A 26133-nucleotide genomic window follows, 5' to 3' on the forward strand; every position below is an offset into this window, starting at 1 on the left:
GAGCTCCACGCCCAGCGAGTTCCTGCACGCCCCCGAACTGGTCGTCCGCAATTCCACCAGCCCGGTACGCGGGTGACGCGGCCCGGCCGGACCGCGGGGTCCTGACGCGCGGTGCCGATCGCTCACCCGTCCGAGGCCGGGCCCGGGCGGGTCGGCTCCCATACGGCGGCGTCGTGCGCGAACAGCACGCGGCGGGGGTCGAAGTCGGCGAGCCGGTCCAGCCAGGGGCGGTAGGAGGGCAGTGGGGGCGGTACGCCGTCGAGCGCGGCCTGACGGGCGAGGTGGCCGGCGGTGAAGTGGGAGGCGAAGTCGTGCGCCTGGCCGGCCAGCACCACGGTGCCGTCGCGTCGGCGTACCACCAGCGACTGGTGGCCCTCGGTGTGCCCCGGGGTCGGCACGATCCACACGCCGGGCCACACCTCGGCCTCGCCGGTGAACTCCTCGTAGCGCACGCCGGGGAAGTCCACCAGCTCGCCGAACGTGTAGTCCTCGCCGCGCGCCGCGGCCAGTTCGGACGCCTGGACGAGGATCGGCGTACGGCCCAGCGAGGGGTTCCCGCCGCAGTGGTCGAAGTGCAGGTGGCAGTTGGCCACCAGCGCCACGTCCGCGAGGCCGGCCCCCGCGTCCGCGAGCGCGGCCGCCAACTCCCGGCGCCGGGGCCGGTAGTGGGCCTCGGTCTCCGGGTCGGCGGCGCCGATGCCGGTGTCGAACAGCAGCAGCCCGGCCTCGTGGCGGACGAGGTAGGCCAGTACCGGCTCGACGCGTGGTTCCCGGCCGCCGGTCTCGACCGCGGGACGGACGAAGTACCCCAGGTCCAGACGGCGTACCGCGATGTCGTCGCTCATCGGCTCATCATGCCGCGCGGAGCCGTTTGACGCCGACGAGGAAGCGGTAGCGTTCGCGCGCGGCGAAGTCGGCCGTTCCCCACACCGCGGGTCGCCCGACCTCCGCACACAGGTGGAGGACCTGCCCGTCGCCCACGCAGACGCCGACGTGGGCGCCGTACGCGTCGCCGTCCTTGTTGAACAGCAGCAGGTCGAGGGGGCGGGCCTGCGCTACTTGGACGGTGTGCCGGGTGTCCTCCCACAGGTCGCTGGAGCGCAGGGCGGGCAGGGAGCGGCCGAAGTGGGCGAGCACCGCGTAGGCGTACAGCTGGCAGTTGGCGCCGGCGGCGAGGCCGGGCAGCGCCGCGACGGCCGCAGAGCCGGGGTGGCGGGCGCCGGCGTAGGGGACGTGCCAGAAGGGGGCCGGGAGAAGGGAGAGGAGGGGGTGGGCCGGGCGCGGGTGGGGGTGCGGGTCCGATTGGGCGGAGGGCTGGAGCGGGTCGGGCTTGAGCGGAGCGGGCTGGACCGGGCCGGGTTGGACCGGGTCGGACTGGACCGGGTCGGGCAGCTGATCGTCGGGCGTGGTCGCCACCTCGCTTCCTCGGGTGGGGCGCGGGAAGCGGCCCCGGTTTCAGGATAGGGAGGTGCGCAGCGCGGTGACGCGCTGGACCGCCGCGTCGAAGGCGGCGGCGGGGAGTTGGCCGCTGGTGTAGGCGCCGGCGAGGGCCTGTGCGGCGTCGTCGCCCTGGGAGGTGTCGCGGGCGGAGCACAGCAGCAGGTCCATCCCGGCGCCCGCGGCGAGCAGGGCGCGCTGCGCGGTGTCGTAGGAGGCGCTGATCGCACCGGCTTCCAGGGCGTCGGTGACGGTCACGCCGGTGTAGCCGAGCCGGCCGCGGAGCTCCTGCTGGACCACGGTGGCGGACAGGCCCGCGGGTGCGGTCGCGTCGAGCGCGGGGTAGACGGCCCAGGAGACCATGACGAGTCGGACGCCCGCGGCGATCGCGGCCTGGTACGGGAGTTCGTCCACGCCGCGCAGCTTGGACAGGCTCTGGGTGAGGGTGACGGGGCCGGCGTCGGTGTCCTGGGCTGCGGTGGCGGCGCCGAGGCCGGGGAAGTGCTTGGCGGTGGCGGCGACGCCGGTGGCCTGCTGGGCGGTGATGAACGCCTTGCCGAGGGTGGAGACGGTGCTCGCGCTGCTGCTGTAGGAGCGCTGGTACTTGTCGACGAAGTTGCCGGCCGTGTAGTAGACGTCGAGCACGGGCGCGAGGTTGACGTTCATCCCGACGCCGGCCAGGTTCGTGCCGGCGCCGGTGCCGGCCTGGGTGGCTGCGGTCTGCGGCTGCGCGGCCTCGCCGACCTGCTTCTCCGACAGGGCGGGGGCGCCGGGCAGGCGGCGTACCTCGCCGCCCTCCTGGTCGGTCATCAGCAGCAGCGGCGCCTTGACCGGGCTCGCCGCGTTGGCCGCCGCCAGCTGCTGCACGACGGAGGCGATCTGGCTCTCGCTGGAGATGTTCTCACCGAAGAAGATCACTCCGGCTGCCTCGCCCGCGCTGATCGTGGCCAGCAGGGCGCTCGGCACGGTGAGCCCGGGGTAGGAGTAGATCACCCGCTGGCCCGCGGTCTGACGGGCGGTCAGCGCGGTGGGGGCGGCGGATGTTCGGTCGCGGGTCCGCCCGGCTGCCGCGGCGCTCGTGGCGCCGGCCGAGGCGGCTGCCACGGCGGCGCCCGCGGCGGCCAGCACCGTGCGGCGGCGGACGGGCAGGCTGCGTGGTGCGTCCATGGGTGCCTCTTCCCGTGGGTGTGGGGGCGCGGGATTTGTGCAGCGTTCATGACACCGTCGGGACGGTACGCCCTTCCCGCCACGGCCCGGAAGGGCTCCGGCGAACGCCAATGGCCTACGCCAAAGGCGGCGTTCGGGACCTGCGGCGACGCGGTTTCCGGCGCGGATTCAGGGGGCGGAACCTTCACGGGCGGGGGCCTCGCGGGAGTTGTCCACAGCCGGACGGGTGGCATTGCGCGGGACGCCCCGGCCATGCGTCATCGTGGAGTCATGACACAGAGCGATGAAATGCGATACGGAACGTCACCAGTCGGGTCGGGGCAGGCCGAGGTCGGGGAGAGGGCCCGTCCGGCCGGGGCGAGGGGCGCTCCCCTGGTCCGCGGGCCCGCGCGCACCGCGCCCGGGGCGTCGGAGGCGAAGACGCGGCCGCCCCGGTGGAGCCGGGCGTGCCAAGGGAGTTCGGCCGCACCCACCCCCACCGAGTTGGCGGTGCACGGACAATTTCTGCGAACACGGGGCCATAATGTGCCCGGGTTCGCCACGTGTGGCGCGCTCCGGCTCCTGTTGCTCATCCTGCCGTCGGCTCACCGACGTCCGGATGCGGCCCGGGCCGTCCACACTGCATGGCGCACCACCGCACCGTTCCCGTACGACAGGCCGCGACGGCCGGGACCGCCGGGCCGCCATGGTCCGGGCGGGCCGGCGGCAGGCCCGCCCGGAGGACTCATGGCCCAGTTCCTGAACCGCCCACGCCGCCCGAGACGCGCGGCACGGACCCTGGCCGCGCTGGTGGCGGCCGCCGTGTGCGCCACGCTGCTCGCGGCAGGCGGCAGCCCCGCGACCGCCGCGGCCAGCACCCGCGCGGACGGCGCCGCGTCGTCCTGGCTGCCGCCCACCCCCGACCAGTGGCCGCTGGTGGTCGACGAGAAGACGACCGCGCCCAGCACCCTGACCCACGGGGTGGACCACTACTCCGACACGCTGCAAACGGTCGGCGGGGCGCAGCGCGCGCAGGTCCTCGACGTGTCGCTGACCGACCGGAACGTACGGCTCGGCGTGGTGGAGTCGCACGACCGCCTCACCGACCCGTCCGACGAGGTGCCCTCCTCGATGGCGCGGCGCACCGGCGCGGTCGCGGGGATCAACGGCGACTTCTTCGAGATCAACGCCAGCGGCCGGCCCGAGGGCATGGTGGTGCGCGACGGGCGGCTGCTGAAGAGCCCCGAGCCGAGCCGCCCGGCGGACTTCTGGGTCCGCCGCGACGGGAGCATCGGCATCGGCACCGAGACGTACACCGGCACCCTCACCGACCGGACCAGCGCGGCGAGCACCGCGCTCACCGGGGTCAACGCGGTGGACGACCTCGGCGCGGGCGCGCTGCTGCGGGTCACGCCCGACCTGGGCCCGGCGTCCATCGCGGCGGCCACCGTCGTCACCGGCCGGCTCGGCGCCGACGGTGCCACGCTGACGGTGGACACGGTGCGCAGCGGAGTCACCGACCTGCCCCAACTCGCCGACGGCCAGGAGGACCTGGTCGGCTCGGCCGCGTACGGGGACTGGCTGGCCGCCCATGTCCACGCGGGCGACGAGGTCGCGACCACGGACACGCTGGGGCCGGACAGCGATGTGGTGCAGGCGCTGAGCGGCGGCGCGGTCCTGGTGAAGGACGGTCAGCGCGCGGTGCCGCTCCAGGCCGGCGGCGACAACAACGTCGACAACCCGGTGACGGCGGTCGGCGTGACCAAGGACGGCAGGCACGCGATCTTCGCGGCCTTCGACGGCCACCAGGCCGAGAGCGTCGCGCAGGGCCTGACCCGGCCCCAGTTGGCCGGCTGGATGATGCAGCACGGCGCCTATGACGCGATCCTCTTCGACGGGGGCGGCTCGACCCAGATGGTCGGAAGGCTCCCCGGGCAGGACCGGGCGTCGGTGCTCAACACGCCGTCGGACGGCCACGAACGGCCCGTCGCCAACGGCCTGTTCCTCTACAGCCGGGAGGCGGCGGCCGGTCCCGCGGCGCACGCGGTGGTGAATGGCGGCAAGCCGCTGACGGCGCTGGCCGGCACTTCCGTGGACGTGCCCGCCTACGCGCTGGACACGGCGGACAACCCGGCGGCGGACCCGGTCTTCCTGAGCGTCAGCCCGCCGGGCCTCGCCACGGTGCACGGCACCACGCTGGCCTTCGCCGGCCGGCCCGGCCGCGGCACCCTGCACATCCGCTCGGGCCGTGTCGCCTCCTCCGTGCCGCTGTCGGTGGTCGGCGCCCTGCACACGCTGGCGGTGACACCGGCGCAGGCCGACCTCGGCAACGGAGCATCGCAGGCACTGGCGGCGACGGCGACCGCGAGCGGCGGTGCGAGAGTCAGCCTGCCGCCGTCGGCCGTCACCTGGTCCGTGGACAAGCCGGAGTTGGGCGCGGTCGGCGCCGACGGCACCTTCACGGCGGCGTCCGCCGGCACCGGACTGGCCACCGTCACGGCCGCCGCGGGCGGCACCAAGGCCACCGCGTCGCTGGCGGTCGGCTCCACCACGGTCCCGGTGGACCCGCTCACCGACCTGTCCAAGTGGTCGGTGACCAGCGACTACATGAACGTCTACCCGCGCAAGGTGCCCAGCCCGGGGCCGCACTCCACCACCAACGGCAGCATCTCCCTGGACTCCGCCACCACGGCGGCGCCGGGTGACCGCGGCTCCATGGACGTGCACTACACCTATCCGGACAAGACCGGCACCTACGACCTGAGCGTCTACCTCAACGACCCGGACAGCGAGCAGATCCCGCTGCGGGGCGGCGACCAGGCGCCGATCGGGCTCGGCGTGTGGGTGAAGGGCAACGCCGACCTCGCCTCGCGCCCCGGCGACGGGCTCACGCCGGGCATCGTCACCCTCAACGTGGGCATCTGGCAGGCGAGCAACCAGCCGACCAGTTTCTACCCGACCGGCATCACCTTCGACGGCTGGCAGTACGTGGTGGCGAAACTGCCGCAGGGCCTTCAGTACCCGCTGCGGATCAACTACCTGGGGCTGGTGACGATCAAGCCGGGCGCGGACCTGACCGGTGACGTCCACCTCGCGGACCTCGAGGCGCTGTACTCGCCGCGCCCGCCGAAGACGGCCGCGTACACCGCCATCCCGAAGAACCCGTCCTGGCTCCGGTTCACCGACGTGTCGTCCTTCCGGCCCGGCGGCACCACGGTCGCCGCGTTCGACGACGCGCACACCACCGCGGCCACGCCCGGGGCGACGGGCACGGTGGCCCTGAAGTCGCTGCCCGGCCTCTTCGGGGCGCTGCCTCCCGCCGCCCGGCCCCAACAGGTGCAGGCGCTCGGCGACATGTCCGACAACGGGACGACCGGCGATCTGACGAACCTGCGCACCCTGCTCGACGGCCTCGGCGTGCCCTACCGGGACGCGGTCGGCAACCACGAGATCACCCAGGGCGCCGACCCGGAGAACGGCGACTTCACCAGCGTCTTCGGCCCGACGCACTACGCGTACGACGCGGGCGCGGCGCGGATGATCGTGACCGACAGCGGGCACATCGGCATCACCGCCTCCGACGCCTTCCAGGTGCCCGACGAAGGCGGGTCGCAGTACCTGTGGCTTGCCCGGCATCTGACCGAGAACACCAGCAAGGTCGCGGTCGTCGTCACCCACACGCCCGCCTATGACCCGCACCCGCGGGCGGACAGCCAGTTCACCGACCGGTGGGAGGCGCAGATGTACGAGGCGCTGGTGCAGCGGTACCAGCGCACGCATCCGGCGGTGCACGTGCTGATGATGTTCGGGCACGCGCGCGGCTTCGCGGAGGACCTGCGCGAGCCGGACGGCACCGACGGGCCGGACGGTGTGCCGAACTTTGTGGTCGCCGACCTGGGCACCCCGCCGTACGCGACACCCGACGAGGGCGGGTTCTTCAACTACGGGCTGTTCCATGTCCTGCCGGACGGCACCGTGCAGTTCGCGGTGCAGCCGCTGCTCGCCTCGGTCGCGGTGTCCGCGCCCGCGCCGTCGCTGGCGGCCGGCGGCAAGGAGCAGCTGACGGCGACCGGCACGTCGATAGCCGGCGACGACCTGACGGCGCTTCAGGTCCCGGTCACGGACCCGGTCTCGCGCCGCTGGGCCAGCTCGGACCCGCGTGTCGCGACGGTGGACGCGGCCACCGGCGAGGTGACCGGCCACCGTGCGGGCACCGCGCGGATCAGCGTCACGGCGGGCGGGATCACCGGCACCGCGACGGTGGCGGTGACGGCCCGGTGACCCGGGCGCGGCCGCCCGGGCGCGTCGGGCGGCCGCGCGGGCCGGGCCCGTTCGGGCGCGGGGGCGTGCGGCGGGCGCACGCGGTCTCCCTCAGCCGCAGCCGCCCTCAGCTGTGCGGGGTCCGGGGCGGTGCGACCGAGCCGCGCGGCTGGGCGGCCGGGGGCAGCACCCGGCGCCGGCTGCGGCGGCCGGAGGTGATCGCCTTGACGGTGCGCTCGACCACCAGGTCCACCAGGAGTTCCACCGGCCAGCGGTAGGTGGACAGCGGCGGGGTCAGCAGGCGGGAGAGCGGGTGGTCGTCGTACCCGACGACCGAGATGTCGGCGGGCACCTCCATGCCCAGCTCGCGGGCGCCCGCGTAGACGCCGTAGGCCATCGAGTCGGCCATGCACAGGAAGGCGGTCGGCGGGTCCTGGCCGGTCAGCACCGCGCGGGCGATCGCGGCGGCGCCGTCCAGGTCGTGCGGGGAGCGGTGCAGCGTGACGTGCAGGCCGAGCCGGCGGGCCACCTGCTCGGCCACGGTCTCGGCGGGGCGGTCGGGGGTGGTCAGCCCGCCGGGCGTCAGTACCGCGATCCGGCGGTGCCCGGCGGCGGCCAGGCCGTGGAGCGCGTCGGTGAGGCCGGCTTCGTTGTCGAAGACGACCTCGGCGTGGGCGGCGGCGCCGGGCAGCCCGTCGCCGATGGAGATCAGCACGGTCCGCTCGGCGACCTCCGCCCAGTGCGCGGCGGCCGGGTCCACCGGCAGCACGATGAGCGCGTCCACCCGCTGATCGGCGAGTTGGGAGGCGAGAGTGGCCTCCAGCGCGGGGTCGTTGGAGGCGTCCACGATGAGGGCGTGCCGGCCGTCGCCGAGCAGTTTGCGGCCGAGCGCGGCGGCGGTGGCCTGCTGCCACACGTCGGTCAGGGAGCGGCAGAGCACGCCGATGTAGCCGGTGCGGCCGGAGGCGAGGGCGCGGGCGATCGGGTCGGCCTGGTAGCCGAGCCGTTCGGCGGCCTCGCGCACCCGCTGCTGGGTCTCGGGGGGCACCTGCATCCCACGCAGCGCGTAGGACACCGTGGCGGTGGAGAGCCCGGTCTCCTCGGCGAGATCGCGCTGGGTGACCCTCGCTGGTCGTTGCGGCACGCGTCCAGTCTAGGGGGCGCACTTGACGGCGCGTGGAGTTAAGCGCTTCACTGAGGCGCTTAACTGAAGCGCATCAGTCGACGTGAGGAGGGTATTGTCCGGCTACGGTCGCTCCCCCGGCGGCACTCCCGACCCCGCGTGCTCCGCCGTCCCCGCCGCACCGGCCGACGCCCCCGGTGCTCCCGGTGCCCCCGGGCCCACCGATGTGCACCAGCACCTGTGGCCCGCCGGGTTCGTCGAGTTGCTGCGCGCCCGCTCCCGGCCGCCGCGCCTGGACGGCTGGACGCTCCACCTGGCCGGCGAACCGCCGTACGAGGTGCGGCCCGAGGACCACGACCCGGCGCTGCGGGTACGCCTGGACCCGGGCCTGCGGCGGGTGGCGGTGTCGCTGTCGAGCCCGCTGGGCATCGAACTGCTGCCGCCCGAGGAGGCCGCTCCGCTGCTGGACGCCTGGCACGCGGGGGTCCGGGAGTTGCCGGAGCCGTTCACCGGCTGGGCGTCGGCGCAACTGACCGCGCCCGACCCGCGGGCGCTGGCGGCGCTGCTCGACGACCCGGCCCCGCCCGGTGGTTCGGCGGCCCCCTCGGCCGCCGGCCCCGCGGCCCGCGGCCTGGTCGGGCTCCAGGTGCCCGCCGGCGCGATGGCCACGCCCCGGGCGCTGGAGCGCCTCGCGCCGCTGCTCGCGGTGGCCGAGGCGGCGGGCAAGCCCGTCCTGGTCCACCCCGGGCCGGAGCCGGCACCGGCTTCCGCGTCCGCCGCCGCCGAGCCGCTGCCCGCCTGGTGGGCGGCCGTGGTCGGCTACACCGCCCAGCTCCAGGCGGCGTGGTGGGCCTGGCACACCGCCGGGCGCGCCCTCCTCCCGCGGCTGCGGATCTGCTTCGCCGCCGCGGCCGGCCTCGCCCCGGTGCACCACGAGCGGGCGGCCATGCGCGGGGGCGGCCCGCTGCGCCTGGACCCGGGCGTCTTCGTGGACACCTCCTCCTACGGCCGCCAGGCGCTGGACGCCGTGGTCCGCGTGCTGGGCATCGACGCGCTCGTCCTCGGCAGCGACCGCCCGTACGCCACGGCGGCCGACCCCCGACTGGGCGCGGCGGCGGAGTACGCCGTCCGCGTCGCCAACCCGCTGCACCTACTCGAAGGGATCAGTCCGTGACCGCTCCGCCGTCGTCCCTGCCGTCGCCCGAGGACCAGGACACCGCCCCGGTCAAGCGTGCCGAGCCCTGGCTCGGCGTGTCGCCGTCGATCGGCCTCGACACGCTGCCCGGCCGCGACCTCGACAAGCGCGAACTCCTCGAGCTCGCCTGCTCCGTGGCGGCCGACCCCGCGCTGTGGCGCCGCCATGTGCTCTTCTCCGACGACCGGCGCCACTACGTCTCGCTGCACCGCGACGCGCATGTGGACGTCTGGGTGCTGTGCTGGACGCCGAGCAACGACACCGGCTGGCACGACCACGACATATCCTCCGGCGCCGTCGCGGTCACCCAGGGCGCCCTGGTCGAGCACAACCTCGCGGTGGGCGTGCCGAGCCTGGCCACCGAGGTCCCGGCCGGGCAGGTCTACTGCTTCGGCCCCGACCACATCCACCGGCTGACCGGGCTGGACGCCGGGAGCGTGTCGATCCACGCGTACTCGCCGCCGCTGTGGAGGATGGGCCAGTACACCGTCAGCCGCACCGGCATCCTGCGGCGCACCTCGGTGTCGTACGCCGACGAGCTGCGCCCGCTGGACGACATGGCCTGACGCCTGGCCTGACACCTGGTCGGACGGCAGCGAGGGCGGCGCACAAGCGGAGCGATGACATCCACTTGTGCGCCGCTTTTCGCGCGCCGGCGCGGCGAGTTGCCCGGTTTGGCGTCGAACACCCCGTTCACCTCGGGGTACTTGGCGCGGTCTTTGCCGATCGTTGGCACGAACGAGTGCCGCACCACCAGTGATTGTCTGCACACTGTCAATCACTGGCGGCACGCGCACCCCACTGACCGCCGCCAGTCAACGCCCGTACCGCGAGACCCGCGAGAAGGAGCAGCATGTCGGCAACGAAGCGCTTCACCGCCGCAACAGCCGTCAGCGCGGCGGTCCTGTCGGCCCTCGCCACCGCACCGGCCGTGGCCAGCGCCGCCCCCACGGTCTTCCAGGCACCGGTCGGCAGCCACCGCCTCATCGGCCCCGACGGCCGGATCGAGCACAGCAGCAGCTCCAACTGGGCCGGTTACGCGGCCACCGGACAGACCTTCACCAGCGTCTCGTCCAGTTGGGTGCAGCCCGCGGTCAGCTGCTCCAGTTCGACGACGTACTCGTCGTTCTGGATCGGCCTGGACGGCGACGGCAGCAACTCCGTGGAGCAGACCGGCAGCGAGGGCGACTGCTACGGCGGCACCGCCGAGTACTACGCGTGGTACGAGATGTACCCGGCCTACCCGGTGAACTACAGCAACACGGTCAAGGCCGGCGACCACTTCACCTCGACGGTCAGCGTCAGCGGCACCACCTACACGCTCAAGCTGTCCGACACCACGCAGGGGTGGACGAAGACCACCACGAAGACGCAGAGCGGCCTGTCGAACGCGTCCGCCGAGATCATCGCCGAGGCGCCCTCCAGCTCCAGCGGCGTGCTGCCGCTGTCGAACTTCGGCACCGCGTCCTTCACCGGCGCCACCGCCAACGGCCAGCCGATCGGCAACTTCTCCCCCGACCAGATCAACATGGTCTCGGGCAGCACCACGAAGGCCAGCACCTCGTCGCTGAGCAGCAGCGAGAACTTCTCGGTGACCTGGAAGCACAGCTGAGCCGCCGCTGATCCCCCCGGCGACGCCGCACCCCGTGAGGACCGCGGCCCGCGCACGCCCTCGGCCCCGCCCGGACCTGCCCCGGGCGGGGCCGGGTGGCTTGCGTACGGCGCGCCCGGGGAGGCGGGAGGGCGGGAGCGGAGGGGGTGGTTTCGGGGCGTACCGGTCGGGTACCCGATGGAGCCCAGCCCCGGCCGGGCGCGCAACCCTCAGCACCGCGCCGCCCGGCGATCGACCAGGGAGGCCATCACCGCATGACGGACCAGGGAACCAACAAGACCGGCTTCGCCCGCGACGACGAGCTGAAGCGGGAACTTCAGGACGCGCTGCGGGCGAACCGGGCGGTACAGGCCGACGAGGAGCTCGCCGAGCCCCAGCCCTCCGACCAGGACCCGGCCCTGACCGCCCCCGCCCGCGGCGGCGCCGCGCCCGCCGGGATGACGCCGCAGGGCGTCTACGTACGCAACGACCTGGCCCGGCACCTCGACCGCAGCGTCTACCCGGCCCGCCGCAGCGCCCTGCTCGGCGCGCTCCACCGCCACAGCGCGCCGGACGCCCTCGTGGACCGGGTCGCCGCCCTGCCGCCGGACGAGGTCTACCCGAACGTCCAGGCGGTGGTCCAGGCGCTGGGCTACGGCGTCGAGAACCACCGCGACTGACCGCGGGCACCCGAACCCGGCCGCGGGTACCGGTGCCCGGGCCGCCACCCGCCCGGGCGGGGCCGCCCTCCCCCGTCCCGGGCGTCCGGTCGCACGGCCTACATTCTCGGTATGACTGGTGAGCCGGCGCCCGTTGCGGGCGCGGACAGGGCAGACAGGGCAGACGAGGCGGACGGGACGCACGGCGCCCGGACCGCCTCCGTACGGGCCGGGCGCCCCTCGGACGCGGCCGAGGTGGTCCGGCTGCGGCGCGTGATGTTCGCCGCGATGACCGGCGCGGACCGGCCGGGCCCCTGGGAGGCCGAGGCACGGCGGCAGCTCGCCGCCCAGCTGGCCGGCCCCGAGCCCGCGACGGGCGTGTTCGTGGTGGACGCCGAGGGCGGGGCGGGCCTGGCCGCGTGCGCGGTGGGCACCATCGAGCGGCGGCTGCCGTCGCCCTCGTCGCCGGCGGGCCTGTTCGGCTTCGTCTTCAACGTCTGCACCGACCCCGCCCACCGCGGCCGCGGCTACGCCCGGGCGGTCACCGAGGCGCTGCTCGACTGGTTCGCGGCGCGCGGCGTGACCCGGGTGGACCTGCACGCCACACCCGAGGCCGAGCGCCTCTACCGGGCGTTGGGGTTCGCCGCGCACTCCACCGCGCTGTCGCTGGACGTCTCGGCCCGCACCGGGCGCTGACCGCCGTCCGTCGCCGGGCCCGGGACCGTACGGCTCACCACCGTGCGGCCCTGGACCGCGGCGGCGGAGCGCCGTCCGGTGCGCTCCAGCGCCGCGGAGACCGCGGCCAGCACCAGGGCCGCGCCGGTGAGCGCCGCGCCCACCCAGTTCGCCGCGGTGTAGGAGTGGCCGGCGGAGATGACCAGCCCGCCGAGCCAGGCGGCGAGCGCGTTGCCGAGGTTGAAGGCGCCGATGTTCAGCGCAGAGGCGAGGGTGGGTGCGCCCGCGGCCTGGTCGAGCACCCGCTTCTGGAGCGGCGAAACCGTGGCGAAGCCGAGCACGCCGATCAGGAAGACGGTCACCGCGGCCGCGGTCTTGTCGTGCGCGGTGAGCGTGAAGTCGGCCAGGACGGCGCCGAGCGCGGCCAGCGCGGTGAGCAGCATCGGCATCAGGTGCCGGTCGGCGAACCGGCCGCCGACCAGGTTCCCGGTAACCATGCCCAGCCCGAGGAGCACCAGCAGCCAGGTCACGGAGCCGTCGGCGTAGCCGGTGACGTCGGTCATCATCGGCGCGAGGTAGGTGATGGCGGCGAAGACGCCGCCGAAGCCGAGCACGGTCATCGCCATGGCGAGCAGCACCTGCGGTTCGCGCAGCACCGCGACCTCGTGCCGCAGCCGTACGCCCTCGGGCCGGGGCAGGTCGGGGACGAGCCTGGCCACGCCGAGCAGACCGAGCACGCCGAGCCCGGCGACCAGCACGAACGTGAGCCGCCAGCCCGCGCTCTGCCCGACGAACGTGCCGAGCGGGACGCCGACGACGTTGGCGACCGTCAGCCCGGTGAACATCATGGCGATGGCGCCGGCCCGCTTGTGCGGGGCGACCAGCTCCGAGGCGACCACCGACCCGATGCCGAAGAACGCGCCGTGGGCGAGGGAGGTGACCACCCGGCCGACGAGCATCACCGCGAGCACGGGCGCGGCCGCGGAGACCAGATTGCCGACCACGAACAGCCCCATCAGCAGGATCAGCATCCGCTTGCGGGAGATCTTCGTGCCGAGCGCGGTCATCAGCGGGGCGCCCGCCACGACGCCGAGCGCGTACCCGGTGACGAGCAGGCCCGCGGTGGGCACGGACACGCCGTAGTCCCCGGCGATCTGCGGGAGCAGGCCGACGACGACGAACTCGGTGGTGCCGATGCCGAAGGCCCCGATGGCGAGGGCCAGGAGCGCGAGGGGCATGGGAAGGGCCTTTCGGAGGGGACGGCAGGGGGACGGCAGGGGAGACCGCCCGCCCGACTAGCAGGCCGGCGCGGTTAGCAGGCGCCAACAATACTTGCACGCGCTGGTTATTTGCAAACGCGCTACAATTGGCCCATGACCGCCACGGACCCGGCACTGACCGCGCTCGCCGACAGCTGGTGCGCCCTGTCCCTGCTGCACGGCCGCATCGAGACGCACATCGAGCGGGCCCTCCAGTCCGGCCACGGGCTGAGCGTGCGGGAGTTCTCCCTGCTGGACGTGCTCAGCCGGCAGCACGACGGCGACGGCGGCCACCTCCAGATGAAGCAGGTCGCCGACGCGGTGGTGCTCAGCCAGTCCGCGACCACCCGGCTGGTGACGCGGCTGGAGGAACGCGGGCTGCTCTCCCGCTACCTGTGCCCGACCGACCGCCGCGGCATCTACACCGACGTCACCCCGGCCGGGCGCGAGCTGCTCGCCGCCGCCCGCCCCACCAACAACGAGGCGCTGCGCGAGGCCCTCGACCAGGCGGCGACCGACCCCGCCCTCGCGCCCCTGGTGTCCGCGCTCGCCGAGATCCGCCGCCCGTCGACACTCTGACCGCCCCCGGGCCGGCCACACAACGCCGGACAACGGCTGCGCCCCGGCCGCGCATCTCTCGCCCCGGGTGGGGCAGACTGGGCGCGACGGCGGACGGCAGGAAGGGCGGCGACGCACCGCGATGAAGGTGATCCTCTTCGGTGCCTCGGGGATGGTCGGGCAGGGCGTGCTCCGCGAGTGCCTGCGCGACCCGGACGTGACCGAGGTGCTCGCGGTGGCGCGCAGCCCCCTCGCGGCCGCCCACCCGAAGCTGCGCCAGGTCTTCCACGACGACTTCACCGACTTCACCGCGGTCGCCGGGCAGTTGGCGGGCGCGGACGCGTGCTTCTACTGCCTGGGCGTGTCCGCGGCCGGGCACAGCTCGCAGGACTACACCCGGATCACCTACGACTGCACGCTCGCGGCCGCCCGCACCGTGGCCGCCGGCAACCCCGGGCTGACCTTCACCTACGTCTCCGGCGAAGGCACCGACAGCACCGAGCAGGGGCGTTCGGGCTGGGCGCGGGTGAAGGGGCGCACCGAGAACGCGCTGCTGGCGATGGACATGCACGCGTACATGTTCCGGCCGGGGTGGGTCCAGCCGCTGCACGGCGAGCGCTCCCGCACCGGTTGGTACCGCGTGCTCTACGGGGCCGGGTCGTGGCTCTACCCGCTGCTGCGGCGCCTCGCACCCCGGCACGTGACGACCACGCAGGCGCTCGGCCGGGCGATGCTGGCCGTCACCCGGCTCGACGGCGAGGAGCCGTACGTCCTGCACAGCCCGGACATCAACCGGCTCGGCGCCTGACGGCCCGCCCTCGGCGGCGGAATTCGGCGAGCCGAGGGGACTTCACTCGCAAAGGGCATGTTTGCCGCCGTATGGGGGCACATGGTGCGCATGACGCAGATCGGCCTTCCGAGCAGAGTACGTGCCTGCCTCTTCGACCTCGACGGTGTGCTGACGCCGACGGCGCTGGTGCATGCCGCGGCCTGGAAGGAGATGTTCGACGCCTTCCTGCACGACCGGGAGGGCGACGGCTTCCGCCCCTTCGACTCCGCGGACTACGACAGCTACGTCGACGGCCGCCCCCGCGCGGACGGGGTGCGCACCTTCCTCGCCTCCCGCGACATCGAGCTGCCCGAGGGCGAGGACGACGATCCGCCGTCCGCGGTGACCGTGCACGGCCTGGGCAACCGCAAGAACGCCCTGGTGCTGGCGAAGATCCGCGCCGAGGGCGTCACCCCGTACGAGGGCTCGGTCCGCTATGTGCAGGCGGTGCGGGCGGCGGGGCTGCGCACCGCGGTCGTCTCGTCGAGCGCCAACACCCGGGACGTCCTGGTCGCCGCGGGCATCGAGCACCTGATGGACGTCCGGGTGGACGGCCTGACCGCCAAGGAGCAGGGGCTGCGCGGCAAGCCCAAGCCGGACACCTACCTGGCGGCGGCGAAGCAGCTGGGCTTCGATCCCGGTCAGGCGGCGGTCTTCGAGGACGCGCTGGTCGGGATGGACGCCGGGCGGGAGGGCAGCTTCGGCTACGTGGTGGGCGTGGACCGGGTGGGGCAGGCCGACGAGCTGCGGCGGCACGGCGCCGACACCGTGGTGAAGGACCTGTCCGACCTGATCGGGAGGAGCGCGTGATCACCGATCCGGCCTACGAGGTCGCGCCCTGGTCGCTGCGCGAGTGCGAGCTCAACCTCGACCTGCTGCCGCAGAGCGAGTCGGTCTTCGCCCTGTCCAACGGCCACATCGGCTGGCGCGGCAACCTCGACGAGGGCGAGCCGAACGGCCTGCCCGGCTCCTACCTCAACGGACTGCACGAATTGCACCCGCTGCCGTACGCGGAGGCCGGCTACGGCTACCCGGAGTCCGGCCAGACCGTCATCAACGTCACCAACGGCAAGCTGATCCGGCTGCTGGTCGACGACGAGCCGTTCGACCTGCGCTACGGCACGATCCGCTCGCACAAGCGGGAACTGGACCTGCGGGCCGGGGTGCTGGAGCGCGAGTGCGTGTGGGTCTCGCCGGCCGGCCGCGCGGTCCGCGTGCGCTCCACCCGGATGGTCTCCTTCCGGCAGCGCGCGGTCGCGGCGATCGCCTACGAGGTGGAGCCGCTGGACGAGCAGGTCCGCGTGGTGGTGCAGTCGGAGCTGGCGGCCAACGAGGACATCCCCCGCACCACCGGCGACCCGCGGGTGGCCGCGGCGCTGGAGTCGCCGCTGGTCTCCGAGGACCACTTCGCCGCCGGCACCCGGCTGGGCCTGATCCACTCCACCACCCGCAGCGAACTGCGGGTCGCCGCGGCCGCCGACCACCGGGTGGACGGCCCGAAGGGCACCACGCAGATCTCCTCGGAGGCCGGCGAGGACGTCAGCCGGCTGACCGTCACCTGCGTGCTGGAGAAGGGGCAGCGGCTGCGGCTGGAGAAGTTCGTCGCCTACGGCTGGTCGGCGACGCGCTCACTGCCGGCACTGCGCGACCAGGCGGACGCGGCGCTGGTGGGCGCGCGCGACACCGGCTGGCAGGGGCTGCTGGACCAGCAGCGCTCCTACCTGGACGACTTCTGGGAGCGGGCGGACGTCGAGGTCGACGGCGACACCGAGATCCAGCAGGCGGTGCGGTTCGCGCTCTTCCACGTGCTCCAGACCGCCGCCCGCGCCGAGCAGCGGGCGATCCCCGCGAAGGGCCTGACCGGCTCCGGGTACGACGGCCACACGTTCTGGGACGCGGAGACGTTCGTGCTGCCGCTGCTGACGTTCACCGCGCCGCAGGCCGCCGCGGAGGTGCTGCGCTGGCGGCACACCACGCTGCCGGCCGCCCGTGAGCGCGCCGCCCAACTGGGCCTGGAGGGCGCCACCTTCCCCTGGCGCACCATCAACGGCGACGAGGCGTCCAGCTACTGGCCGGCCGGCACCGCCGCCTTCCATGTCAACGCCGACATCGCCGACGCCGTGGTCCGGTACGTCGCGACCACCGGCGACGACGCCTTCGAGGCCGAGACCGGGCTCGAACTCCTCGCGGAGACCGCCCGGTTGTGGCGCTCGCTGGGCCACCACGACCACGCCGGCGCCTTCCACATCGACGGCGTGACCGGACCGGACGAGTACAGCGCGGTCTGCGACGACAACGCGTACACCAACCTGATGGCGCAGGCGAACCTGGTGGCCGCCGCCGATGCCGCCGAGCGCCACCCGCGGCACGCGACCGCGCTCGGCATCACCGACGAGGAGACCGCCGCGTGGCGCGACGCGGCCGCGGCGATGACGGTGCCCTTCGACGAGGACCTGCGGGTCCACGAGCAGTCCGCGGGCTTCACCCGGCACCAGCGCTGGGACTTCGACGCCACCGGCCCCGAGCGCTACCCGCTGCTGCTGCACTACCCGTACTTCGACCTGTACCGCAAGCAGGTCGTCAAACAGGCCGACCTGGTGCTGGCGATGTACCTGCGCGGTGACGCCTTCACACCGGAGCAGAAGGCGCGCGGCTTCGCCTATTACGAGCCGCTGACCGTACGGGACTCCTCGCTCTCCGCGTACTGCCAGTCGGTGATCGCTGCGGAGGTCGGGCACCTCCAGCTCGCCTACGACTACCTCGGCGAGACCGCGATGATGGACCTGGAGGACCTGGAGAACAACGCCCGGGACGGGCTGCACATCGCGGCGCTGGCCGGCACCTGGACGGCGCTGGTGGCCGGGTTCGGCGGGATGCGGCTGTTCAACGGCGACTCGATCCGGTTCGCGCCCAGGCTGCCGGACGCGCTGAGCCGGGTGGCGTTCCGGCTGGACTTCCGGGGGCGGCGGCTGCGGGTGGAGGTGAAGCGGACCTCGGCGACGTACGCGCTGGCCGCCGGGGAGCCGATCGAGATCCTGCACTACGAGCAGCCGTTCACGCTGACCGCCGAGCACCCGGTGGTGCGGGACCTGCCGGAGGTGGTGCACCGCGAGGCGCCCCAGCAGCCGCCGGGGCGGGCGCCGCGGCGGCGCAGCCAGGCGCCGGGGCAGCACGGCGTGCGTTCGTGAGTTCGTGACGGTGAGGTCCCCATTTCCTTCCTCACAGCCAGCCGCGGTGCTTGAAGAGCCGGTAGAGGACCAGGACGACCACGACCATCAGCGCGAGCACCGCCGGGTAGCCCCAGACCTGGCGGAGTTCCGGCATGTGCTGGAAGTTCATCCCGTAGATGCCGGCGATCATCGTGGGCACCGCGGCCATGGCCGCCCAGGCGGAGATCTTGCGCATGTCGTCGTTCTGCCGCACCCCGACCTGGGTGAGGTGCGCGGCCAGGATGTCCGACAGCAGCCGGTCCAGGGACTCGCCCGCCTCGGTGACCCGGGTGAGGTGGTCGGCGACGTCGCGGAAGAAGGGCTGGCTGCGCCGGTCGGTGTACGGCATGCCGCCGGCGGCCATCCGCGCCATGGGTTCGGCGAGCGGGCCGGTGGCCCGGCGGAACTCCAGCACCTGGCGTTTGAAGGCGTAGATGGTCGCGGCGGTGCGGGCGGAGTCGCCCCCGACCGGCGCGAACACCCGCTCCTCCAGTTCCTCCAGGTCCACCTGGAGTTCCGTCGCGACGTCGAGGTAGTCGTCCACGACGCTGTCGCAGATCGCGTGGAGCACCGCGACCGGGCCGTGCTTGAGCATCGCCGGGTCCTTCTCCAGCCGGGTGCGGGCCGCGGCCGCCGCGCCGGTGGCGCCGTGCCGGATGGTCACCACGAAGGCGTCGCCGAGGAAGACCATCAGCTCGCTGGCGCCCACGGTGCCCTTGGCGTCGTCGTAGCGCAGCGGCCGCAGCACGGCGAACAGCGCGCCGGGGTAGATCTCCAGCTTGGGCCGCTGGTGGGCCTTGACGACGTCCTCGACGGCCAGCGGGTGCAGTTCCAGCGCGGCGGCGATGTCCGCGAACTCCGGTTCGGTGGGGTCGTGCACGCCGATCCACAGGAAGGAGTCGCCCTGGCCGCGGGCCCGGGCGAGCGCGGCCGACAGGTCGTCCGGGGTGCGGGTGCGGCGGCCGTCACGGTACAGAGCGCAGTCGACGATCACGGGGACATCCCTTCCTCGGCGGCGTGCGGATCTATCACCCGCGCGCCCGCCCGCCGGTCCGTGTGCCCGGGCCGGGCGGCGGCACGCAGAAGTCACCGAACCGCCGCCCCCGTACGGGTTACGGTGCCGGGGGCGGCGATGGCAGACTCTGCGGGTGCGCGACTACGACATACTGGTCATCGGTTCGGGTCCCGGCGGGCAGAAGGCGGCGATCGCCGCGGCCAAGCTCGGCAGACGTGCGGCGATCGTGGACCGCCCGGCGTCGCTGGGCGGGGTGTCCCTGCACACCGGCACCATCCCGTCCAAGACGCTCCGCGAGGCGGTGCTCTACCTCACCGGGCTCAACCAGCGCGACCTGTACGGGCAGAGCTACCGGCTCAAGGACGACATCACCATCGGGGACCTGACCGCCAGGACCGAGCACGTGGTCGGGCGCGAGGTCGACGTGATCCGCAGCCAGCTCAGCCGCAACCAGGTGCAGCTGCTGCCGGGCACCGGCCGCTTCCTCGACGAGCACACCGTGGCCGTCACCGACGCGGCCGGCCGGGAGCGGGCGGTGACCGCGGACTTCGTGGTCGTCGCGACCGGCACCCGCCCGGCGCGCCCGGCGAGCGTGGAGTTCGACGACCGTACGGTGCTGGACTCCGACAGCGTACTGAGCATGGACCGGGTGCCGCGCTCCATGGTGATCGTCGGCGCCGGGGTGATCGGCATGGAGTACGCCTCGATGTTCGCCGCGCTCGGCAGCAAGGTCACGGTGGTCGAGCAGCGCGAGGGCATGCTCGGGTTCTGCGACGGCGAGGTGGTCGAGGCGCTCAAGTACCACCTGCGCGACCTCGCGGTGACCTTCCGCTTCGGCGAGACGGTCGCGGCCGTCGAGCGCCACGAGCGGGGCACTCTCACGGTGCTCGCCAGCGGCAAGAAGATCGCCGCCGACGCGGTGATGTACTCCGCCGGGCGCCAGGGCCTCACCGACGGACTCTGCCTGGACCGGGCCGGGTTGGCCGCGGACAAGCGCGGCAGGATCGCGGTCGACGAGCACTACCGCACCGCGGTGCCGCACATCTACGCCGTCGGCGACGTGATCGGCTTCCCCGCGCTCGCCGCCACCTCCATGGAGCAGGGCCGCACTGCCGCCTACCACGCCTTCGACGAGCCCGTGCACGGCATGCCCGAGCTCCAGCCGATCGGCATCTACACCATCCCCGAGATCAGCTTCATCGGCCGCACCGAGGACGAGCTCACCGAGGCCGCCGTCCCCTTCGAGGTCGGCGTCTCCCGCTACCGCGAGCTGGCCCGCGGCCAGATCATCGGCGACGCCCACGGCATGCTCAAGCTCCTCGTCTCCCCCACCGACCGCCGCCTGCTGGGCGTCCACTGCTTCGGCACCGGTGCCACCGAGCTCATCCACATCGGCAGCGCCGTCATGGGCTGCGGCGGCACCGTCGACTACCTCGTCGACGCCGTCTTCAACTACCCCACGTTGGCCGAGTCTTATAAAGTCGCCGCCCTCGACGTCACCAACAAGATCCGCCAGATCGACCGCCTCGACACCTGACCGGCACCCGCCACCGGGTGGCAGGGCGGGTCGGAGCGGCCTCCGGCGGGGGGCGGCTGGGATGATCGCGGGATGCTGCAGGTATGTCTGAACGGTGGTCGGGGGCAGGGCGCGGGTGCGGCGGTGCCGGTGACGGCGTGGGAGTTGGGGGACGCCGCGGCGCAGGCCGTGCGGGCCGGGGCCCGGGCGGTGCATGTCCATCCCAGGGACGGGAAGGGCGAGGAGACGATGGCGGCGGTGAGTGTGGACGCCGCGGTCGCGGCGGTGCGGGCGTCCGCGCCCGGGGTGCCCATCGGGGTGACCACCGGGGCGTGGACCGAGCCGGACCCGCGGCGGCGGGCCGCGCTGGTGCGGTCGTGGTCGGTGCTGCCGGACCACGCGTCCGTGAACTGGCACGAGGAGGGGGCCGAGATCGTCGCGGAGGCGCTGCTGGAGGTGGGGGTCGGGGTCGAGGCGGGGGTGTTCTCGGGGACGGATGCGGCGGTGCGGTTGCGGAGGTGGCCGCATGTGCGGCGGTTGGTGCGGGTGCTGGCGGAGGTCGTGGACCACGATCCGGTGACGGCGCCCGGGACCGCGGTCGCGCTGCTCGATGAACTCGCCGCGCTGGACGGGCTGGATCGTGCCGCGCGGGGGCCGGTGCTGCTGCATGGGGAGGAAGGGGGTGCCTGGGCGGTGTTGCGGTGCGCGGCGGGCCGGGGGCTTGACGTGCGGATCGGGCTGGAGGACACGGTGGTCCTCCCGGACGGGGGCGCGGCCGTGGACAATGCGGAGCTTGTACGGGCGGCTCTTGCTGAGGTGGCGGCGGCGGGTTGAGGTGATGCGGGGGCGTTGGGGCGCCGGGGCTGCGGGGGCGGGGGCGCCGGGGCTCCGGGGGCGGGGTTCGGGACTGCATATTTACGGCGCCTGCGCGTCTTCCGCGAATCTGCCCTTGCTTTCCGCGCCACAAATATACGAACGTCCCGAACCCCGCCCCCTGCGCCCCGGCTTCACTCCTCCGCGGTAGGGGGGTGGGGGGTGGGGGCGTCGCTCGGTTGGGGTGCTCTTGGTGGGACGGTGGGGGCTACTCGGGGGGTGGGAGGGTGCGGGTGGTGGTCCAGGTGAGGAGGGTGGGGGTGGACCAGGTGGTGAGGATGCGGGAAGGGGGGATGGAGGCGGCTTCGGCCAGGGCGCAGCCGTGGAGTTGCCAGGCGAGTTGGCCGGGGGCGTGGGCGTCGGAGTCGATGGAGAAGAGGGTGCCGAGGTCGCGGGCGAGGGTGAGGAGGGGGTGGGGCGGGTCGAGGCGGTGGGGGCTGCTGTTGATCTCGACGGCGGTGTGGGAGCGGGCGCAGGCGGCGAAGACGGCTTCGGCGTCGAAGGTGGACTCGGGGCGCTGCTTGGTGTCGCCGATGAGGCGGTTGGTGCAGTGGCCGAGGATGTCGACGAGGGGGTTGCCGACGGCGTTGACGAGGCGGCGGGTGAAGTCGCGGGCGGGCATGCGGAGTTCGGAGTGGGCGGAGGCGACGACGAGGTCGAGGCGGTCGAGCAGTTCGTCGCTCTGGTCGAGGGAGCCGTCGGGGAGGATGTCGCACTCGATGCCGGTGAGCACGCGGAAGGGGGCGAGGCGTTCGTTGAGTTCGGCGACGACGTCGAGTTGGCGCAGGAGCCGTTCCGTGGTGAGGCCGCGGGCGATCTTCAGGCGCGGGCTGTGGTCGGTGAGGACCATCCAGGAGTGGCCGAGGTCGCGGGCGGTGCGGGCCATCGCCTCGATCGGGCTGCCGCCGTCGGACCAGTCGGAGTGCACATGGCAGTCGCCGCGCAGGGCCGCGCGCAGGGCCTGCCCGGCGCCGTCGGCGGGTGGGGCGGGCCGGCGGCGTTCGAGGTCGGCGAGGTAGGCGGGGGTGCGGCCGGCGCAGGCGTCGGCGATGACCTGGGCGGTGGTCTTGCCGATGCCGGCGAGGTCGGTCAGCCGCCCGTTGCGGGCGCGCCGCTCGACCTCGCCGGGCGGGAGTGCGGCGACGATGTCGGCGGCGCGCCGGAAGGCCCGTACCCGGTAGGTGGGCGCGAGGGCGCTCTCCAGCAGGAACGCGATCCGGTCGAGTGCCTCGATGGGCTCCATGGTGGCGCTGTTCCCGCCCGGGGCCGCGGCTAACGGCCGGGCGGGCCCGCGTCACCCGCCCGGCCCCGCGGTCCCTCGCGGTCCCCCGCGGCTGAGACGTTCGGCACCTGGAGGGCGTCCCAGCTCTCCTTGCCGGGCGGCCACTTGAGGGCGGCGGCGCTCCACCCCTTGTGGTGCTCGGTGCTGTATTTGCGCTGCCACGCCTCGTAGGGGGCGGCATCGCCGGAGCCGCTCACGTCCTTGTTCGCAGTGCTCGATCGGCGGCTTGCGGCCGACGGTGGACCAGGACGTGCCCGGGAACGGCTCGTACGCCGCCGCGGCCTAATTCCCCTTCGCCGCCCAGGCGGTGAGCGCGTCTTTGTCGGCGAAGGCGGCGACATTGCGGTCCAGGCCGTCGGCCGAGCTGTACTGGTGGATGGTCCAGGGGTGCTTCACCCGCGGGTGGCCCGCCTTCGCGCCGGGGTCCGCGATCCACAGGCCGTCGCCGCAGAAGGAGGTGGTGTCACGGTGCAGCCAGTAGTCGCGGTTGCAGTAGAGCAGCACCCGATGGGTGGGGGCGGCCTTCTGGAGCGCCTTGATGAAGGAGTCCTTCTCCGCGCAGCTCACGCCGGTGTCCTCCCAGTCCATGGCGAGGATGTCGCCTGCCTTGATCCCGGCGTGCTTGCGGAAGTAGGCGACCTGGTCGGAGACGGAGCCGGGCCGGGCGAAGTGGTAGTGGCCGACGGCGACGCCCTCGGCCCGGGCGTGCGCGACCTGGGCGGCGTGCCGGGGGTTGACGTAGCCGGTGCCCTCGGTGGCCTTGACCATCACGAAGGCCAGGCCGGAGGTGCTGAAGGTGCTGGACTGGTAGGAAGCGACGTCGATGCCCTTGATGGTCATGGCGGGCCTTTCCCTCACGTGGTGCGGTGCGCTGGTTCGTCGACGGTGGGTTCACGGGTCGGGGGTGCGGGGGCGGGCGGGTCGGCGGTGGCGTGCACGGGCGTGGTCACCGGTACGGACCCGCTCGCGGCCGGTAGCGGTTCCGCCGGAGCGGAGCGGCTCAGTGCACACTGCCGACCTCGAAGGTGTCGCCGCAGACGACGGGGTCGGCGGTCGCCAGGGTCATGGCGTCCCGCGAGCCGGGCGGGTATGCCTTGACCAGGGTCGGCCGGCCCCAGCAACTGTTCCCGCGCACGCCCTGGTTGAGCGTGTGCAGGTCCGCCTCCACGGTCGCGCCCGGCTTCAGGGGGACCACGGCGCCCTTGGGCCCCTCCCGCCCGGCGGGGCGGCCGATCGTGGTGCCGTCGCCCCGGATCAGGGAGACCCCGGGGAAGCCGTCGAGGACGCAGGGGTGCGACGAGGTGTTCGTGAACAGCAGCGGGTAGTACAGCTGGCCCGCGCCCGGGTCGCCGCGGCCGAGCCGCATCGTCAGGTCGGTGACGGTGCATCGGCTGCCGGCCGCCTCGGCCCGTACGGTCGTGGGGGCGTCGCCGTCCATGGCCTGCGGCGAGGCGGCGGCGGTCCCGGGCGCGGTCGTGCCCTGCGGCGCCGCCGACGGGGAGGCGGAGTCGTCGGTGGTGGTGGGCGCGGGGCTGTCCGACGCGGCCTGCCGGGTGGAGGCGGCGGCCGCCGTGCCGGTGCCGCCGTTGCCGCAGCCGGCGGCGCCGAGCGCGAGGACCGTGGCCACCGCTGCGGCCAGCGGTGCGGTACGCGCCAGCGGGTGCCGCCCGGCGGGCGTCCGCCGGCCGCGCGGTGACAGGGACGTCGTGGTACGCATATCTACCGCGTTCTCGCTCCGGGCCCCTCCGAACCGTCGGCACCACGGATTGTTGCCGTATCCGCACATTCTGTACGCCCTGTTCGAACCGCTGCCGGCACAGGCGCACCCCCTACGCACCCGCCCCGACACCGGGGCGAACTGACGGGTGATCACCTTGTACCGCCGGGGACCACCGGTTGGGGTCCAGCCTCGTATCGGGGGATCATCGCAGGTGGGGGGATGTGCGACGGGGAACGGCAGTGCGCCCGAAAAGGGCGGGAGCGCGTGGGGGCAGGCGGTCGCGGCCGTGGTGCTGATGGGGGTCGCGCAGAGCGTGCCGCCCACGCTTCCGGGGTGGCAGGCCGCGGCCTGACCGAGCAGGCCGCCGTCAGCGGTCCGCGTCGGAGTCGCCGTCGGGGTCCGGCGCGCGGTGGGCGCCGCCACCGGACGTGCCGCCCGGCGCCCGGTCGGCCTCGCCCCCGCTCTCGCTCTGCGAACCGTCCGGCTCCGCCGGGGGCTTGGCCTCGCGCCCGCGCCGCTTGAAGTGCCAGTAGACGACCGCCCCGACCACGACCACCGCGACGACGACCGCGACGGCCGTGCCCGCCGTACGCTCCACCCGCTTGTACGCGTCGCCCGCGTAGTAGCCGAGCAGGGTGAAGCCGACGCCCCAGACGATCCCGCCGGCCGCGTTGAAGACGAGGAAGACCCGGTAGGGCATCCGGGACATGCCCGCGAGCGCCGGCATCAGGGCGCGGAAGAAGGCGATGAAGCGGCCGAGGAAGACCGCGGCCGGGCCGCGCCTGCGGATCAGCTCCTGGGCGTGGGCGATGCGTTCGTGGTGGGCGCGCAGCGCCCGGCTGTCCAGGATGCGCGGGCCGAACCGCCGGCCCACCTCGTAGCCGACGCTGTCCCCGGCGATCGCGGCGAGCACCACCACCACGCACAGCCAGAACACCGACACCCCGCCCTGGCTGGCGATCACCCCGCCGAGCACCGCCGCGGTCTCGCCGGGCAGCACGAAACCGAAGAAGAGGGCGTCCTCGCAGAAGACGAGGGCGCCGACGACGGCGTAGACGACCGGGCCCGAGGAGTGCGCGAGCCAGTCGGTGACGGAGCTCATCCGGTCACCGGCCCCGCCTCAGCGGACCGGCCGCGAACGCCTGCGGCGCAGCCGCCACGCGCCCCACGCCAGGTCCGCGACGAACAGCACGACGCCGATCACGAGCAGCACGCCGAGGCCCCCGGCGACCGCGCCGATCAGCCCGAGGACCATCGCCAGGATGATCAGCAGGAGGAACAGGGTCACGTTCCGGGTCCTTTCCGGGCGAGGGGCGGATGCGCGGGCTCGCGGGTGTGCGGCTCAGCGGCGGGCGAGCAGCCTGGTGCCCTTGGCGGCCGGCTCGTACGGCAGCCCGTAGTGCTGGAAGATCGCCTCCTCGTCCTCGGCGGGCAGCACGTCGTCGGTGCCGATCGAGGGGGCGGCCTTCAGCAGGGACTTGGGGTAGGGGACGCGGACGTAGCCGGGGCCCGCGACCGCCTCGCGGACGGGGACGAACAGCAGCCGGTGGCGCGTGGGCAGCCCGGTCCGTACCGTGACCACGGCGGGGCGGTCGGTGGTGGTGTCCACGTAGACCGCCTCGAGGACGCCGATCTTGTGGTGGTCCTCGTCGACCACGTCGTGGTCGCGCCACTCGCGCAGATCCGCGGGTTCGATCATCGCCCACCTGCCTTTCGCCGGGGTACGTCAGCGGGCCGGGCAAGGGCCCTGTGCGGGATTTCCTTCCCCCGCGGCGCGATGCCACGC

General features: G+C 74.0%; 25 protein-coding genes. 12 read left to right on the forward strand and 13 right to left on the reverse strand.

Going from position 1 to position 26133, the window contains the following annotated elements; all coding sequences use genetic code 11:
- Positions 1-122: 122 nt before the first annotated feature.
- From AC3EVP_RS27255 to AC3EVP_RS27265, 3 genes are read right to left on the reverse strand one after another with little or no spacing between them, the layout of a single operon-like run.
- Positions 123-845, reverse strand: a complete 723-nt coding sequence (locus AC3EVP_RS27255) for an MBL fold metallo-hydrolase (RefSeq protein WP_435134207.1) — start codon at positions 843-845, stop codon at positions 123-125.
- A gap of 7 nt (positions 846-852) precedes the next feature.
- On the reverse strand, positions 853-1416 hold the full coding sequence (locus AC3EVP_RS27260) for an NlpC/P60 family protein (protein WP_435134210.1): 564 nt from the start codon (positions 1414-1416) through the stop codon (positions 853-855).
- Between the two features lie 39 nt (positions 1417-1455).
- The gene (locus AC3EVP_RS27265) at positions 1456-2604 is read right to left on the reverse strand and encodes a glycoside hydrolase family 3 N-terminal domain-containing protein (RefSeq protein ID WP_435134212.1); all 1149 of its coding nucleotides are present in this window, start codon (positions 2602-2604) and stop codon (positions 1456-1458) included.
- A gap of 726 nt (positions 2605-3330) precedes the next feature.
- Between AC3EVP_RS27265 and AC3EVP_RS27270 the strand changes: the two genes are divergently transcribed.
- A complete protein-coding gene (locus tag AC3EVP_RS27270; RefSeq protein ID WP_435134215.1) occupies positions 3331-6864 on the forward strand; it encodes a phosphodiester glycosidase family protein in 3534 nt (1177 codons plus the stop codon).
- Positions 6865-6970: 106 nt separating this feature from the next.
- Here the strand turns inward: AC3EVP_RS27270 and AC3EVP_RS27275 are convergent, their stop codons facing one another.
- Positions 6971-7987: a LacI family DNA-binding transcriptional regulator gene (locus AC3EVP_RS27275; protein ID WP_435134218.1), complete on the reverse strand. Its 1017-nt coding sequence runs from the start codon at positions 7985-7987 to the stop codon at positions 6971-6973.
- Positions 7988-8081: 94 nt separating this feature from the next.
- On the opposite strand from AC3EVP_RS27275, the gene AC3EVP_RS27280 reads away from it, so the two are divergent.
- The 5 genes from AC3EVP_RS27280 (at position 8082) to AC3EVP_RS27300 (ending at position 12107) form a co-directional block, all read left to right on the forward strand.
- Positions 8082-9140 (forward strand): amidohydrolase family protein, encoded by a 1059-nt coding sequence (locus tag AC3EVP_RS27280; protein WP_435134220.1) that lies wholly within the window; start codon positions 8082-8084, stop codon positions 9138-9140.
- Positions 9137-9727: a cysteine dioxygenase gene (locus AC3EVP_RS27285; RefSeq protein ID WP_335982570.1), complete on the forward strand. Its 591-nt coding sequence runs from the start codon at positions 9137-9139 to the stop codon at positions 9725-9727. The genes AC3EVP_RS27280 and AC3EVP_RS27285 overlap by 4 nt, the downstream gene beginning before the upstream one ends.
- A 287-nt stretch (positions 9728-10014) precedes the next feature.
- Entirely contained in the window at positions 10015-10773 is a 759-nt protein-coding gene (locus AC3EVP_RS27290; protein ID WP_335982572.1) for a G1 family glutamic endopeptidase, read from the forward strand.
- A 254-nt stretch (positions 10774-11027) separates the two neighbouring features.
- Complete coding sequence (locus tag AC3EVP_RS27295) at positions 11028-11432, forward strand: DUF2795 domain-containing protein (RefSeq protein ID WP_335982574.1); 405 nt, start codon at positions 11028-11030, stop codon at positions 11430-11432.
- Between the two features lie 255 nt (positions 11433-11687).
- Positions 11688-12107, forward strand: a complete 420-nt coding sequence (locus tag AC3EVP_RS27300; protein WP_335982616.1) for a GNAT family N-acetyltransferase — start codon at positions 11688-11690, stop codon at positions 12105-12107.
- Here AC3EVP_RS27300 and AC3EVP_RS27305 read toward each other — a convergent pair.
- A complete protein-coding gene (locus tag AC3EVP_RS27305) occupies positions 12035-13324 on the reverse strand; it encodes an MFS transporter (RefSeq protein WP_435134225.1) in 1290 nt (429 codons plus the stop codon). The genes AC3EVP_RS27300 and AC3EVP_RS27305 overlap by 73 nt on opposite strands.
- A gap of 135 nt (positions 13325-13459) precedes the next feature.
- On the opposite strand from AC3EVP_RS27305, the gene AC3EVP_RS27310 reads away from it, so the two are divergent.
- From AC3EVP_RS27310 to AC3EVP_RS27325, 4 genes are all read left to right on the forward strand, one after another.
- The gene (locus AC3EVP_RS27310) at positions 13460-13924 is read left to right on the forward strand and encodes a MarR family winged helix-turn-helix transcriptional regulator (RefSeq protein ID WP_435134227.1); all 465 of its coding nucleotides are present in this window, start codon (positions 13460-13462) and stop codon (positions 13922-13924) included.
- Between the two features lie 121 nt (positions 13925-14045).
- Positions 14046-14711 (forward strand): NAD(P)H-binding protein, encoded by a 666-nt coding sequence (locus AC3EVP_RS27315; protein ID WP_335982580.1) that lies wholly within the window; start codon positions 14046-14048, stop codon positions 14709-14711.
- Between the two features lie 90 nt (positions 14712-14801).
- Entirely contained in the window at positions 14802-15542 is a 741-nt protein-coding gene (locus AC3EVP_RS27320) for an HAD family hydrolase (RefSeq protein ID WP_335982582.1), read from the forward strand.
- Entirely contained in the window at positions 15539-17920 is a 2382-nt protein-coding gene (locus AC3EVP_RS27325; RefSeq protein ID WP_435134232.1) for a glycoside hydrolase family 65 protein, read from the forward strand. The genes AC3EVP_RS27320 and AC3EVP_RS27325 overlap by 4 nt, the downstream gene beginning before the upstream one ends.
- Before the next feature lie 31 nt (positions 17921-17951).
- On the opposite strand, the gene AC3EVP_RS27330 is transcribed toward AC3EVP_RS27325, so the two are convergent.
- Positions 17952-18935 carry a magnesium and cobalt transport protein CorA gene (locus AC3EVP_RS27330; RefSeq protein WP_335982585.1) on the reverse strand — a complete coding sequence of 328 codons (984 nt, stop codon included), beginning with the start codon at positions 18933-18935 and terminating at the stop codon, positions 17952-17954.
- A gap of 154 nt (positions 18936-19089) precedes the next feature.
- On the opposite strand from AC3EVP_RS27330, the gene sthA reads away from it, so the two are divergent.
- A complete protein-coding gene (gene sthA, locus AC3EVP_RS27335) occupies positions 19090-20493 on the forward strand; it encodes a Si-specific NAD(P)(+) transhydrogenase (protein ID WP_335982587.1) in 1404 nt (467 codons plus the stop codon).
- Positions 20494-20565: 72 nt separating this feature from the next.
- Positions 20566-21306, forward strand: coding sequence for a 3-keto-5-aminohexanoate cleavage protein (locus AC3EVP_RS27340; RefSeq protein ID WP_435134237.1), 741 nt, complete (start codon positions 20566-20568; stop codon positions 21304-21306).
- Positions 21307-21553: 247 nt separating this feature from the next.
- Here AC3EVP_RS27340 and AC3EVP_RS27345 read toward each other — a convergent pair whose 3' ends face one another.
- The 7 genes from AC3EVP_RS27345 to AC3EVP_RS27375 form a co-directional block, all read right to left on the reverse strand.
- Entirely contained in the window at positions 21554-22588 is a 1035-nt protein-coding gene (locus tag AC3EVP_RS27345; protein ID WP_435134239.1) for a PHP domain-containing protein, read from the reverse strand.
- A 29-nt stretch (positions 22589-22617) separates the two neighbouring features.
- Entirely contained in the window at positions 22618-22824 is a 207-nt protein-coding gene (locus AC3EVP_RS27350) for a hypothetical protein (RefSeq protein ID WP_435134241.1), read from the reverse strand.
- 85 nt (positions 22825-22909) lie between these two features.
- The gene (locus AC3EVP_RS27355; RefSeq protein WP_335982593.1) at positions 22910-23467 is read right to left on the reverse strand and encodes a glycoside hydrolase family 25 protein; all 558 of its coding nucleotides are present in this window, start codon (positions 23465-23467) and stop codon (positions 22910-22912) included.
- Between the two features lie 160 nt (positions 23468-23627).
- Positions 23628-24344 carry a DUF4232 domain-containing protein gene (locus AC3EVP_RS27360; RefSeq protein WP_435134244.1) on the reverse strand — a complete coding sequence of 239 codons (717 nt, stop codon included), beginning with the start codon at positions 24342-24344 and terminating at the stop codon, positions 23628-23630.
- 370 nt (positions 24345-24714) lie between these two features.
- Positions 24715-25449, reverse strand: coding sequence for a DedA family protein (locus AC3EVP_RS27365; protein WP_435134246.1), 735 nt, complete (start codon positions 25447-25449; stop codon positions 24715-24717).
- A gap of 18 nt (positions 25450-25467) precedes the next feature.
- On the reverse strand, positions 25468-25635 hold the full coding sequence (locus AC3EVP_RS27370) for a hypothetical protein (protein ID WP_435134249.1): 168 nt from the start codon (positions 25633-25635) through the stop codon (positions 25468-25470).
- A 54-nt stretch (positions 25636-25689) separates the two neighbouring features.
- Positions 25690-26046: a PRC-barrel domain-containing protein gene (locus tag AC3EVP_RS27375; RefSeq protein WP_435134252.1), complete on the reverse strand. Its 357-nt coding sequence runs from the start codon at positions 26044-26046 to the stop codon at positions 25690-25692.
- Positions 26047-26133 lie beyond the last annotated feature (87 nt).

The organism is Actinacidiphila sp. bgisy144, assembly GCF_057708105.1.